The 13,255-nt window shown below is 41.2% G+C and carries 15 protein-coding genes and 1 other RNA gene; 5 read left to right on the plus strand and 11 right to left on the minus strand.

Translation table 11 applies throughout. The features are described 5' to 3' along the window. Positions 1-79: 79 nt before the first annotated feature. The gene (locus tag AAU57_RS11790) at positions 80-1,855 is read left to right on the plus strand and encodes a sodium:solute symporter (RefSeq protein WP_231717814.1); all 1,776 of its coding nucleotides are present in this window, start codon (positions 80-82) and stop codon (positions 1,853-1,855) included. A 74-nt stretch (positions 1,856-1,929) separates the two neighbouring features. Here the strand turns inward: AAU57_RS11790 and AAU57_RS11795 are convergent, their stop codons facing one another. The 6 genes from AAU57_RS11795 to AAU57_RS11820 form a co-directional block, all read right to left on the minus strand. Further along, a complete protein-coding gene (locus tag AAU57_RS11795; protein WP_055413099.1) occupies positions 1,930-2,349 on the minus strand; it encodes an OsmC family protein in 420 nt (139 codons plus the stop codon). A gap of 143 nt (positions 2,350-2,492) precedes the next feature. Beyond that, on the minus strand, positions 2,493-3,344 hold the full coding sequence (locus AAU57_RS11800; RefSeq protein WP_316931656.1) for a DUF2911 domain-containing protein: 852 nt from the start codon (positions 3,342-3,344) through the stop codon (positions 2,493-2,495). A gap of 23 nt (positions 3,345-3,367) precedes the next feature. Further along, positions 3,368-3,751: a sulfite exporter TauE/SafE family protein gene (locus AAU57_RS11805; protein WP_055413766.1), complete on the minus strand. Its 384-nt coding sequence runs from the start codon at positions 3,749-3,751 to the stop codon at positions 3,368-3,370. A gap of 16 nt (positions 3,752-3,767) precedes the next feature. Further along, on the minus strand, positions 3,768-5,243 hold the full coding sequence (cls, locus tag AAU57_RS11810; RefSeq protein ID WP_055413100.1) for a cardiolipin synthase: 1,476 nt from the start codon (positions 5,241-5,243) through the stop codon (positions 3,768-3,770). Between the two features lie 6 nt (positions 5,244-5,249). Then, positions 5,250-6,182 carry a lytic transglycosylase domain-containing protein gene (locus tag AAU57_RS11815; RefSeq protein WP_055413101.1) on the minus strand — a complete coding sequence of 311 codons (933 nt, stop codon included), beginning with the start codon at positions 6,180-6,182 and terminating at the stop codon, positions 5,250-5,252. Positions 6,183-6,226: 44 nt separating this feature from the next. Next, the gene (locus tag AAU57_RS11820) at positions 6,227-6,877 is read right to left on the minus strand and encodes an alpha/beta hydrolase (RefSeq protein ID WP_055413102.1); all 651 of its coding nucleotides are present in this window, start codon (positions 6,875-6,877) and stop codon (positions 6,227-6,229) included. A 175-nt stretch (positions 6,878-7,052) separates the two neighbouring features. Between AAU57_RS11820 and AAU57_RS11825 the strand changes: the two genes are divergently transcribed. Beyond that, entirely contained in the window at positions 7,053-7,361 is a 309-nt protein-coding gene (locus AAU57_RS11825; protein WP_055413767.1) for a GNAT family N-acetyltransferase, read from the plus strand. Positions 7,362-7,371: 10 nt separating this feature from the next. On the opposite strand, the gene kdsB is transcribed toward AAU57_RS11825, so the two are convergent. The 4 genes from kdsB to AAU57_RS11845 are packed head-to-tail and all read right to left on the minus strand — an operon-like array spanning position 7,372 to position 10,583. Further along, positions 7,372-8,109 (minus strand): 3-deoxy-manno-octulosonate cytidylyltransferase, encoded by a 738-nt coding sequence (gene kdsB, locus AAU57_RS11830; protein ID WP_055413103.1) that lies wholly within the window; start codon positions 8,107-8,109, stop codon positions 7,372-7,374. Position 8,110: 1 nt separating this feature from the next. Further along, a complete protein-coding gene (locus tag AAU57_RS11835; protein WP_055413104.1) occupies positions 8,111-8,557 on the minus strand; it encodes a hypothetical protein in 447 nt (148 codons plus the stop codon). Further along, entirely contained in the window at positions 8,554-9,159 is a 606-nt protein-coding gene (locus AAU57_RS11840) for a DUF4126 domain-containing protein (RefSeq protein WP_055413105.1), read from the minus strand. Before AAU57_RS11840 ends, AAU57_RS11835 begins: the two co-directional genes overlap by 4 nt. Before the next feature lie 2 nt (positions 9,160-9,161). After that, positions 9,162-10,583: an ATP-dependent RecD-like DNA helicase gene (locus AAU57_RS11845; RefSeq protein ID WP_055413106.1), complete on the minus strand. Its 1,422-nt coding sequence runs from the start codon at positions 10,581-10,583 to the stop codon at positions 9,162-9,164. A gap of 121 nt (positions 10,584-10,704) precedes the next feature. On the opposite strand from AAU57_RS11845, the gene AAU57_RS11850 reads away from it, so the two are divergent. The 3 genes from AAU57_RS11850 to rsmD are packed head-to-tail and all read left to right on the plus strand — an operon-like array spanning position 10,705 to position 12,720. Next, on the plus strand, positions 10,705-11,454 hold the full coding sequence (locus AAU57_RS11850; RefSeq protein WP_055413107.1) for a hypothetical protein: 750 nt from the start codon (positions 10,705-10,707) through the stop codon (positions 11,452-11,454). Further along, positions 11,432-12,193: a DUF3822 family protein gene (locus tag AAU57_RS11855; RefSeq protein WP_055413108.1), complete on the plus strand. Its 762-nt coding sequence runs from the start codon at positions 11,432-11,434 to the stop codon at positions 12,191-12,193. Before AAU57_RS11850 ends, AAU57_RS11855 begins: the two co-directional genes overlap by 23 nt. Continuing rightward, positions 12,184-12,720 (plus strand): 16S rRNA (guanine(966)-N(2))-methyltransferase RsmD, encoded by a 537-nt coding sequence (gene rsmD / locus AAU57_RS11860; RefSeq protein ID WP_055413109.1) that lies wholly within the window; start codon positions 12,184-12,186, stop codon positions 12,718-12,720. Before AAU57_RS11855 ends, rsmD begins: the two co-directional genes overlap by 10 nt. Positions 12,721-12,934: 214 nt before the next feature. Here rsmD and rnpB read toward each other — a convergent pair. Further along, an RNA gene (gene rnpB / locus AAU57_RS14590) (RNase P RNA component class A) lies at positions 12,935-13,254 on the minus strand. Position 13,255: the final 1 nt, after the last annotated feature.

Consider the following 13,255-nt stretch of genomic DNA (forward strand, 5'->3'; position numbering starts at 1 on the left):
AAGTGGAACCGTTTGTACGTGCTGGTGATCTTCGCTAACCTGATGTTTGCCGTGGCATTCTACATTCTAAGCTCGGTTTATGGGAATAGCTGATTGGTTTTCAGGAAATCTGGGTGAACTGTCTATGGTGGACTGGTTCATACTTGCCTCTACCCTAGCATTTATCGTGCTTTATGGTGTTTATAAAACGCGTGGTAAACAGACCAGCGAGCAGTATATCAAAGGCGGCGACGCGCGCTGGTGGACGGTAGGCTTATCTGTGATGGCAACACAAGCCAGCGCCATTACTTTTTTAAGTACTCCAGGACAAGCCTATACTGATGGGATGGAGTTTGTCCAGTTTTACTTTGGACTGCCCATTGCCGTCATCATTATTTGCGTCACTTTCATTCCCATTTATCACAAGCTTAAGGTGTACACGGCTTATGAGTTTTTGGAAAAGCGGTTTGATGTCAAGACCAGGTCACTGGCTTCCATCCTATTTTTAATCCAGCGTGGACTTGCAGCAGGAATCACCATCTATGCGCCAGCTATCATCTTAAGTGCGGTATTGAACTGGGAACTGAAATACCTCAACATTGTGATAGGGATTTTGGTAATCATATACACGGTTTCTGGTGGTACCAAAGCCGTCAACGTTACCCAAAAACAACAAATGATTGTCATCATGGCTGGAATGGTCACGGCATTTGTGCTGATTGTAACTCAACTTCCAGACAGCGTTTCTTTTGACAATGCTTTGACGATGGCTGGCAATGCGGACAAAATGAAAATACTCGATTTTGATTTCTCTTTGGACGATCGGTATAATGTGTGGACGGCATTATTCGGTGCGAGTTTTTTGATGCTTAGTTATTTTGGAACTGATCAGTCACAAGTGCAGCGGTATTTATCTGGCAAGTCGGTGAAGCAAATGCGCATAGGTTTGCTATTTAATGGTTTGCTTAAAGTCCCAATGCAATTCTTTATCCTGATGGTAGGTGTGATGGTTTTTGTGTTTTACCAATTCAATTCTACACCACTTAACTTCAATCCAGCCGCCGAAAAAGCCGTTCTAGAAAGTGAATATGCCAGCGATTACATAGAATTGCAACAGGCGCACACCAGTATTCTTCAAGAAAAGCAAGAGAAACAGATCGTTTATGGAAAACTCTTGGAAAATGGCACATCTGCAGAGTCCAATCTTTTAAGCAACGAATTAAAAGACCTTAGAAACACCGAAGAACTCAACAGGGAAAAAGCCCGCGAACTTATTACCAAAGCAGACCCTAGCGCAGAAACCAACGATAAGGATTTTGTCTTCATCAATTTTATTCTCAATCATTTGCCCAAAGGGCTTATCGGTCTCTTGTTAGCAGTCATCATCAGTGCGGCGATGTCTTCTACAGCATCAGAATTGAACGCATTATCATCCACCACAACCATTGATATCTACAAGCGTTTTAAAGGCGCCGGCAAGGATGACGATCACTTTGTAACGGCAAGTAAGTGGTTCACCTTGTTATGGGGAATTATCGCGATCACCTTTGCCAGCATAGTATCGCTGTTTGATAATTTGATCCAATTGGTAAACATCATTGGATCCCTATTTTATGGAACCATTCTTGGAATATTCCTGGTAGCCTTTTACTTCAAGCAAATCAAGGGAAGAGCGATTTTCATCGCTGCACTAATTTCTGAAGCTGTGGTTGTAGCTTGCTACCTTGTTGACCTAGCAGATAACGGCATAGAGATCCTACCATTCTTATGGTTGAATCCTTTAGGAGCCTTGCTTACCATAGCACTAGCACTGATCATCCAAACCGGCTGGAGTGATAGTTCCCTTAAACCAAAACCGATTCTAGAAGACAAGTAGTTTTTAAAATTAATCCATAAAAAATCCGTTATGGCAGTACCGTAACGGATTTTTAATTCTCTAAAAGAATGGGTTTATTTCAACTTTGAAGTCAAGTTTACTTTTGCTTTGAATAGCTTGGATACTGGACAAACTTCTTTTGCCTTGTTGGCAATTTCTTCAAATTTATCAGCGCTTATTTCTGGAACCTCACCTGTAAGATCGAGATCTACAGTCGTGATTTCGCCATCTTCAAAATGTACTTTTGCGTTAGTGTGTAGTTTGGTCGCGGTAAAACCTTCTTCATTAAGTAAAAAACTTAACTGCATGGTATAACAACCTGCATGTGCTGCTCCCAATAATTCTTCTGGGTTGGTACCTTTTTGCTCGCCTTCAAATCTTGTCCCAAACGAGTATGGCACATCCACCATTACTTTACTGTCTGTCGATATGTGGCCTTTACCTTCTTTACCGGTTCCTTGCCACTGTGCTTCTGCTTTTCTTGAAAATTTCATAATCTAATTGTTTTGTATAAAAATAAGATTGGAAAGTACTCCTGCAATGGGCTTTAACTAAGGTTTATCGCATTAAAAAGCCGCTTCCTTTTGAGAAACGGCTTTTTGATGAGTTCGCTTTCGCGAAAGCGAAACTTATATTCTTACATCTTCACGCCCCATTCTTCCAGAGAGATCTTGTTCAATCTTACATAATCTGGATTAGGTGCGGCAGCAGCAAGCTCCAACGATTTCTTGGCACTGGCGATAGCCTTGTCCTTATTACCCATTTGAGCCTCCATCAAGGACTTGCTTCTCCACATCCAGTAGGCATTTGGGTTTTTCTCAACCGCCTTGTTGATCCACTCATAGGCCTGATTCATGTCCTTACCGCTTTCCATATAAAAGGTTGCTGCACTGTAATAGTCACCAGCGGATGGGCCAGACATGATACGATTGATGCTTTGCAAGGTCTTCTCATCAGTTGGAACGACCATAGGAACGCTTACCATAGTTTGATCCCATTTGATCTCAAGATCTGCACCATTCATGGTCAAGTTGTTGATTTCAATGGTGAAGTTTTCCTGCTTGTTAGCTGTTTTTACTGGAGTTGCCATAACACTAGCAGCCACAAGGTTCTCATCCCAATCTTGAGGCGTACCCCAATTGTCTGTATTGGCATAGAAAATAATTTCCCATTGGTCTTTTCCCGGCTTGCTGTATAATGCATAGCTTCCCGCCGCTAGTTTAGCGCCACCAACGGTGACATCGTCAGAGAAGGTTACTACAGTATTCTCATTAGCACCTGTTCTCCATAATTGATCGTAAGGTACCAGACTACCAAAGATCGCGCGATCTCTCATGGCTGGTCTAGAGTATTCCAGGGTCACATCTGTCAAACCTACGGTTTGAACAACCATGGCACTAGGGCTGGGCTGTGGTGATTCTATTTGTGCATTCAAGGTCACACTCATTGCGCAACAAAGAAGAAGTAAAAGAATTCGGTTCATTTTCATAGTTTTTATTTTAAGGTTTAGGATCAAGCTTTGGCGCTTGAAAAGAAAATCATTTTAATGGCTACTAACAGAAGTACAAATCCGAAGATCTTTTTAAGCACCTGCTGATTGAGATTAATTGCAATTTTTGATCCAAAATAACCGCCTACAACAAAGGCAACGGCTATGATCAAGGCGTAACGCCAGTCCAGATAATGACCGCTACTGTGATAAGTATAAGCAGCAATAAAGGTAACTGGAACAGCGAGTACCGCTAGACTCATACCTTGAGCCTGGTACTGGTCATATCCTAAAAACCAGATCGCCAGTGGTACCATTACAACGCCACCGCCTACTCCTACACTACCGCTTAAAAACCCAGCTATCAAGCCTAAAAGCAATAGCAGTAATATTATCTCTAACGTCATCTTGCCTAATTTCATATTATAACAATGGTGCCCACAATCTACAAAAAGACTCTTTGAATTTATAGGTTTTGGAACGCTCCAACCACTTTTCTAGGTCCAACGTCTGGCAGTCTTTCAAATCTTCATCAAATTTCTGGTCCAGACTTTTTGCTGTTTCTGCATCAAAAATAAGGGCATTGATCTCAAAATTAATATCAAAGCTACGGTAATCCATATTACAGGTACCTATTGTCAAAAACTTGTTGTCTACCACCATGGTTTTTGCATGCAGCATTCCTTTACAATACCAATGAATCTTGATACCGCTTTCCATGATTTCTTCAAAGTAGGATCTGGAAGCGTAGCGTGCTGCCCAACTGTCTCCTATTCTAGGCAGCATGATCTCTACATTGATTCCAGATCTAGCGGCACTTTTCAAGGCGATAAGAATGGCCTCGTTGGGAATAAAATAGGGTGTCGTGATGCGTATGGATTCTTCGGCGCTATTGATTCCTGCAAAGATGGCTTCCATAATATTTGCCCAGTCAGTGTCTGGACCACTGGCAGCAATTTGTACCGCTTTGTTTTCCTTCTCATCAATTTCTGGAAAGTAAGTTTCCTTAATCTCATCATCTGCCTCGTGATATTCTCCATCACAAACAAAAAACCAATTCAGCAACCATTGGGCTTGCATGCTTTTTACCGCGTGACCTTCTATACGCAGATGCGTATCGCGCCAGTAGTCCAAAGGATCCCGATCTGGTGTGTTGACGTACTCGTCACTTACATTCACACCACCCAAGAATCCTATGTGTCCATCCACGATACAAATCTTACGGTGATTGCGGTAATTAGCCTTTCTGGTGAATCGCGAAAAGATGACTGGCATGAAGGCATGGTGAACGATTCCAGCTTCGGTCATTCTTTTTTTGGCAGCTCTGGAAAGATCACTACCAACTGAATCGTAAATCAGTTTTACCTCAATACCACGTTGCGCCGCATCTACCAGATGGTCGATAAATTGATTACCGATATTGTCATCATTAAAAATGAAGTATTCCAGATGTATGTGGTCTTTTGCTTCTTTTATAGCCTTGAAAATCGCTTCAAAAGTATTCTCTCCATTATACAATACCTGCAAGTCGTTGCGCAGTGTGAGCGGTGATTTTTGATTGTGCCTTAGCAACCGCACCATTTTGACACGGTCTTCTAGAAAACTGGCCTCGTATTCTTCCAGTTTAGAATCGTGCATGAACAAACGGTCATTCCATTTCTCTACCAGATGGTGGGAATTAAGATCCTTGCGTTTAAAGATTTTTGATTTACGGTATTCGAGCCCAAAGAAATAGTAAATGGCCAGTCCCACAAAAGGAAAGGCGATGAGGAAAAGTAATGAAGATAAGGTCTTACGTGGGTTCTGATTATTGCGTATCAAGAAAAATGCCGCACTTAGTGCGACGATGTAATTGATGATGAGCGCGGTTAAAAACCAGTTTGTAAGGAACCAACCCATACCTATCTACTTGTAATAACCTTCTTCAGGAATAGAAATGTAGTATGTTTTTCTGGACTTGTTGTTGAGCTTGGTCTCACGCAACCATGGATTGTGCAATTTGAGCACTTTGTAGGTGATGTTATTCGCTTTCGCGAAAGCGACTAAATCATCAATCTCATAATCAACTTTAATCTTCTTGACGGGCACGTTCGTATAATAATGCTCTGGATCGACATTGAAACCGTAGCTCTCTGGATTTTCAAGAATGGTTTTAAGCGCCAGTATACGGAAAACGTATCTAGCGGTCTCTTGATTGAGAAGCAAGTCATAATACTCTTCGGCTTCCTGACGGTTTTGCTCTCTATTCACACCTGCATTACCAGCATTATACGCAGCTGCCGCTAATGTCCAGGTACCAAAGTTTTTCTTACTGTCCTTCAAATACTGTGTCGCCGCAATGGTCGACTTTTCCATGTCATAGCGCTCATCAACATTGTCATTGACTTCCATGCCCAGTTCACGAGCAGTGGCTGGCATCAATTGCCAGAAACCTTTTGCTCCAGCAGGCGAGACAGCATTGGTCAAGGCACTTTCTGCAACGGCCAGATATTTAAAATCGTCTGGAATCCCATTCTCTTTCAAGATAGGTTCGATAATGGGGAAATACTTCTTTGATTTCTTGATCAGCTTGATCGCGTTGGACTGGAAATAAACATTGGACAACAACTCGTTGTCAAAACGCTCTTGTATATCTGGATCTGTAAGTGGTACCAACTCGCCAGCAAAGGTCAAGTTTTCTGGCATGGGCAACGAGTGGATCTGGTATCCAGGCACTAATGTGGTGGACGGATCCTTATATTTTGCTTCTATATCTGTCGCATTATCTGCCATTTGAATGGCGCCTATGGTCACAATAGATAGCACAGCTATTGTAAAACCGATGACAATTTTTCTCATCCTAAATTTTTTGCCTAAAGGTAACAGAAACAGCGGAATGAACGCTAGGTTTCCCTGATGATTTGTGGCAGGTTTTCATTAAACCAACGAAACCTATTGATGATCATCACATGCGAGCCACCATCAACGGTAACACAGTTTTTGATGTACTTTAAAGGGAAAACAGGATCTGCACTTCCATGAATGTGAATTATTCCTTCCATGGGCTGTTCTTGCTGCCATTTGATGATGGTTTCCAGCGCCCAATCCAGATATTGTGGATCGCTGATATTGAGGTAACGCTTGTACAGTTCCATTTTTTTAGGTGCGATGGACATGCCATATTTAGACAGCTGGTCAAAGTTGCCCATAAGACTGGTAGGCAGCAGCTTGTGCAAGCCAGTACTTCTGGCCAGTCTCATACGCCTAGGGAATTCATGATGACTCTTGACACTTGAAATAATAATGAGCTTCTTTACTTGGATAAGCTTAGCCATTTCTTGGACAATCACACCGCCAAAAGACACTCCAATAAGAACAGGATTGTCATGTTTCACCTGCTTTAAAAGTCTTTGACAATAGCTAGTTAGAGGTTCTTTAGGCTCTGGGATGAGCCAATCCATTAAGTGTACCTCGAAGTGCTCCTGTGGTAAAGAAATATTCTCAAAAATGAGCGGTGAAGCCGCCATTCCAGGCATTAGGTAGACTTGAATCATAGCCGATTATCTTTCAGAATCAAGGTTTTAACGATTGTCATAGAGTATTAATGGGCTATTTAAAGTATCTTTGCAAAGTTAATCAAGCAATTTTTACTCTTCTCACAAGCGTTTCAGAACTTTTTTTGAAACATGTTACTGTGCCTTTTTATTAGAAAGAGTTTAAAGAATGAATATGGAAACCAATATGATCGAAGTTACAGACAACGCATTCTTGCGTCAATACGAATGCCAGCAGGATGCAGGCATGGCAAAAATTGAATACGCTCAACAAGAACGTAAAATTTTTCTAACCAAACTCATTATTCCAGAAACTCTCGAAGACAGCGTAGAATTTAGGGAAAACTTTCTAAAAGCCGTTTTTGCTGACATTAGAGACAATAAGAAATTAAAGGTTGTACCTACTCATCCCAAGATTGCAGGTTTTGTGCGCAAGCACCGCAATGACTACAAGGAGATGCTTCCCGTAGGTATTAGCATCTAATTAGACGATCCTAATTATTGTCCCAGATGACTCTTGCTTTCTCAAGATCTGTAGGAGTATCTATACCTATGGTATGATTTGACGTTGTCACCATACGTATCTTTTTACCATATTCCAGATAACGTATCGCCTCAATTTTTTCAGCGAGTTCTAGTGGTGTTGGTTTTGAATTGTAAAACTCCATCAAAGCATCCTTACGAAAAGCATAGATGCCCACGTGTTTATAAACATCTACATTTGCAGTCTCATCTCTTATAAAAGGAATGGGTGATCTTGAGAAATAAATGGCATTGCCATAGGTATCCACAATCACTTTAACATTGTTAGGGTTTTCAATATCTCGTTCTTCGCTTAGGGAATGCATCAATGAAGCTAATGCGATCTCTTGGTTTGGGTCATTATCAAAAACCTGCAACAACCTCTGTAAATCTACCTTGTTAGTAAATGGCTCATCGCCTTGAACATTGACCACGATGTCATAATCTAGATCCTCGACAGCTTCCGCGATGCGATTGCTTCCACAATCATGTTCTTTGTGGCTCATCACTGCTTTACCATCGTATTGCAATACAGTTTGATAGATATCATTACTATCTGTCGCCACGAGAACTTCATCAAACAAGTTGGTTTTTTTTACGGCTTCATAAGTTCTTACAATAACTGGAGCGCCGCCCAGATCCAGTAATAATTTTTTAGGTAAGCGTTGGGATTCCAGCCTAGCTGGGATAATGGCAATTTTTTTAAGCATTCTAATAATTTAAGGGTAAGGACCAGTATGGAGTACGTTTTTCTATTTCAATATGATGCTTTCTCAAAAGATCTAGAAAAGCTGTGCAAGTAGACTCGGTATTGAAAGATACCTGACGGTAGCGTCCATTAGTAAGCTTTAGACTCACCATACATAACATCTCATTTTTAATTACCGCACGATCCACATCGTCCATAGAAATTACATTTCTTACTGAGGTTGTTTTGAGCCATACCATCATGACAATTAAACTAGGAACAGCTACCGTACCGCTTAAAATGGTCTCAACCATTTCTCCATGTTGCCAATGGATTGCAAAACTTATTATCGCTGGTATGAATATCAACAGCGGCATCCATAAAAGGTAGAAGAGATTATCATCTTTCAACTCAAGGACTTCATCACTTTCTGACCATTGCCATTTTGTTTTTCTTTTGAAGAAGCTCATGATTTTTCAATAGGTTTAAAGGTATCTCGCTTTCGCGAAAGCGAACTCTTTCTAAAGATTTTACGATACAATTTACGTATCCCAAAAAACGTCAAAATCACTACAACCACAGCTATAATCGGCGCTAAAATTGACAATATGCTTAGCAAGGTTGAAAAAACAGCTTCAAGAAAACTTATGATGGGATTTGCAACTCCAGCAGTTACGGTAGTGCTGGTGGCTCTCGCGGCACTGGTACTTGTCGCAATTGTGGCTGCCGTACCGCCACCGGCAATGATAGCCAGCGTCCAGCTGTAAATGGGATCTACATCGCCCAAAACCGTGAACATCACCAGTGTTCCAGCGACGGTTGCCAGCGGTATGGATATGGTGTCCAATAGGTTGTCTACATAAGGTATAAAATAAGCGCCCAGTTCAATGATGGATGCGACGGCAAGAACAATGATGGCGGTAAGGCTGCCAGCCCATTGCCAGTCTTCATTGAGCAGTATCCATTCAAAATAACCAGCAATACTCAACAGCAATAGAGGCACAAAAACCCTAAAACCTGCACTTGCAGATAGGCCAATTCCCAGACAGACGCTTATGATGATCTCGAGCATGGTTATTCTATAAAGTTTTCATTTTTAAAGCCGATAAGATACAAATTTGTTTTGGCTCGAGTGACTGCCGTATACAGCCAGCGCAAGTATTCCTTGCTGGGTCCATCTGGCAAATACGGTTGTTCTACGATCACATTTTCCCATTGACCACCCTGGGATTTATGACAGGTAATCGCATAGGAAAACTTGACCTGCAACGCGTTAAAATAAGGATTGGCCTTGATCTCCTTGTATTGCTTCCATTTGGGTAGTTTGAGATAATCCATGCGTACTTCTTGATAAAGGCTGTTGCTTTGCTCATAGGTAAGCGATGGTGATTCTGATGTCAAGGTATCCAGCAGTAAAGTGGTTTCAAAAGGTTTGGCATTGGGATAATCCACCATGCGTACCTTAACATTAGCAAACTTGAAACTGTAGATCTCCTTAAAATTGAAAATCTCCAGCACCTCAATGATGTCACCGTTGGCGATGAACCCTGCGTCGCTTGTGATATCCAGCCAGTGATAATTGTTCTTGACCACCATGAGGTAATCACCTGATGCTAGTTCGCTTTCGCGAAAGAGAATACGCGACCTAATTTGCTGGTTATATAAATTGGCCCTTTTATTGGATCGAACAATGATAGCCGTCTCTTCATGACCTTGATTATCATAAGCATTCATAACGGTTTCCATGATCTCATGACCGTCAATAAGGCGTTCGATATCTTGAAAAGGCAACGTATTGAATTTGAAACTAGGATCGTCTACCTCAATGTGTTCCCTAATTTGTGTGGCATTATATAGTATCCCAGAACCTTCCGTTTGACGTTTGACCTCGTCCAGCTCCATATCGATCACAGTCTTTAAATACCGCTGTTCGATCAACTGGGCATCGAGCGCTGGCGAAATATTAAGCTTTACCGGCGGCAACTGTGCAGTGTCTCCTATTATAATGAGTTTACACTTAAAACCATTGTATACATATTCTATAAGATCATCCAATAGGGATCCATTACCGCCAAACATTTTATTCTCTGCCACCACATCTGGAATCATAGAGGCTTCATCCACTATAAATAAGGCATTGCGATGCTTATTCACTTTGAGCGTGAACTGCACGTTGCCAGACCCTTGACCTTTGGGATAATAAATTTCACGGTGTATCGTGGCAGCTTGTTTGTTAGAATAGCTACTTATGACCTTAGCAGCTCGACCGGTAGGCGCGAGCAGTACAGGACTTTTTTTAGCCTTCCACAGACTTTTCACCAGACTGCTTATGATGGTGGTCTTACCAGTTCCCGCATAACCTCTTAACATGAAGATCTGGTCTTTCTCTGGACTTAAAATGAATTGTGAGAGTTCTTCCAGTGCTCTTTCCTGTTGGAATGTAGGTTCAAAAGGAAAATCGAGTTTTAAAATCTTGAAGAAATCTTGCGGAGTCATTAAAATTGTGTGGAAAGGTAGAGGATAAACTTAACTCAAAAATATGGCGGCTCATTAGGACGAGACAAAAAAAATTGTAGATTTGTTTGCTTTGAAATTAAGCTAATAAACATCCCATCTTATGTTCAATTTAATCTTGTCGGTAGTAATAGGTATTATAGTGCTGGTACTACTTGCGATATTTATAAACAAAATCCCACGCAAACTTCACATTGTCATCATCCTAGTGCTACTTGCGCTTATAGGATTCTTTGCGTACAAGTTGTATCAATCCATCGCAGAACCGGTAAGATTTGAAGCAGTAAAAGAAGAACGCTATAAAGATGTAGTGGCTCAATTGATCACCTTACGTGATGCAGAATCTGCCCATAAAACAATTGTAGGTAAGTACACTGATGATATTGATGCCCTTGCTAGATTCATTGATACTGCAAAATTTGCATTGATACAAAAGCGTGATAGCAGTGTTGTTGATGAAGAGAAAAACAGACGCTATGGTCTATCAGGATCAGGTGGATATCTTAAGGAAATAACCATCGTTGATACCTTAGGTTTCAAATCAGTTAAAGATTCCTTGTTTAGTGGTGTTGATATTAGATCACTTTTGGATTACCCAATTGAAGGTGCTCCAGGAAAAATTGAACTTGCGACCGATACCTTTATTGATGGAGAGAATGTCTTGAGCGTTTTTGAAGCAAAAGCGTCTAAAGAAGATATTCTTTTTGATCAACCAGAACGTCTGGTAAAAGCAGAACTTGAAGTAAAAGCAGTAGAAGCTATTGATGGACCAACCATTAAAGTAGGAAGCCTTAGTGAGGTGACCACAAGTGGAAACTGGCCTAGACAATATGCACCGAGCCGAAGCAACTAAAAATAACGACCTATATAGTTTGTCCGTCCTGATTCATCAGGATGGACTTTCTTTTTATACCCATAACTCAGCGACCGTTCAAGAAGCAGTACACAAGAGTTTTAAATACCCAGCAAATCCTATTGAATTACTAGAAGCGATTCAAGAAAGCTTTGAAAAAGAAGCGTTATTAGAGGACGAGTTCAAAGAGGTGACGCTCATTTATCATCACAATATATATGCGGCGGTACCAGCAGCCTTATTTGAAGAAGAACACGCTGCAGACTATTTGAAGTACAACACCAAGTTGTTACAAACAGACACGATTAGCATCGATGAACCTGTGGATAATTTAGGGTCGCAATTGGTATACATTGCCTATTCCAACATTAGCAATTACTTTTTTGACACCTATGGTGATCATGCTTATTATCATTATGCCACGAGATCCTTGGAGGTTATTTCAAGAATGTCCAGCGGCATCTATCTAGAGATCATGCCGTCGCATTTTTACGTTACAGCCATAGACAAGAACCATTTAGTAGCTCATAATATATTCCCATATGAGCAAATTGAAGATATACTTTACTATACCTTGTTTGCTTTGGAACAAAATAAGCTAGATCCAGAAACCATTCCACTTACCATAATTCAAGAGCAACAAGATGCTCAGCTATTTGATTTACTCTATACCTACGTTAGAAATGTAGCGTTCATAGAGGATTATCAAAGCTATCTCAACAACATCATATGCGCATAATATCAGGCATTCATAAGGGTCGCCGTATTCAAGCTCCCAAAAACCTGCCCGTTCGTCCCACGACAGACATGGCCAAGGAAGCTCTTTTCAACATCCTGCGCAATCTCATTCACATTAGTGATATCAAAGTGTTGGAGCTTTTTGCCGGTAGTGGGAATATGTCCTATGAGTTTGCAAGTCGCGGCGCTGGCAGTGTACTTGCCGTAGACAAACACTTTCCCTGCATCGCTTTCATTAAAAAAACAGCTGCAGAGCTGGATTTGCCCATAGATACGATCAAGGCAGATGTCTTTAAATTCCTAGAAAATCACAGCATTAAATACGATATCATCTTTGCAGATCCACCTTATGCACTGGAATCTACCGATTTTCTCAAGATAGCAGATTTTGTCTCTGAAAATCACATACTTACCGAAGACGGAATCCTCATCATCGAGCATTCCAAACATACCGATCTAAGTGCGCATCCTTCTTTTGACAATGCCCGCAGATATGGCGGCACGGTTTTTAGTTTTTTTAAGAGGTAACGCTTTCGCGAAAGCGTAATTTGCTACTAGCCCTTCCTTAACATCGTTCCGTTTAGCACTTAATAACTATCAAACAAGTGGCCGGCAGATTCTGAAACGAGTTCAGAATGACAATAATTTTGGGATTTGAATTTTGCGATTTGGAACTTGACTTTGGAATTTTGGATTTGAAAATCCATAAACACAATTTGCAACGCAAATTGAAAATGTGGAATAAAAAAGCAGGCCTATAAGCCGGATTCTGTGATCCCGCACAAACGGGAACCTCTATCATTTATCTAGGGTCGCAATTGCTCACGACCTCTAACTGCCTACCCTTCAGAATCGCACGGATCGCGCTCAAGCTCTGATTTACGCGACATTTCACCACATAGAGTTTACCTGGTTTCACTACAGCATTACCTGTACATACTTTCTGTTGCACTGGTCCTATCCCGATAGCTATCGGGACGACGGCCGTTAGCCGCTATGATATCCTATGGTGTCCGGACTTTCCTCCTCAACAAAAGTTGAGACGATAGAGCGGCCTGCTGCT

It is taken from the genome of Nonlabens sp. YIK11 (assembly GCF_001413925.1).
GTDB lineage: Bacteria > Bacteroidota > Bacteroidia > Flavobacteriales > Flavobacteriaceae > Nonlabens.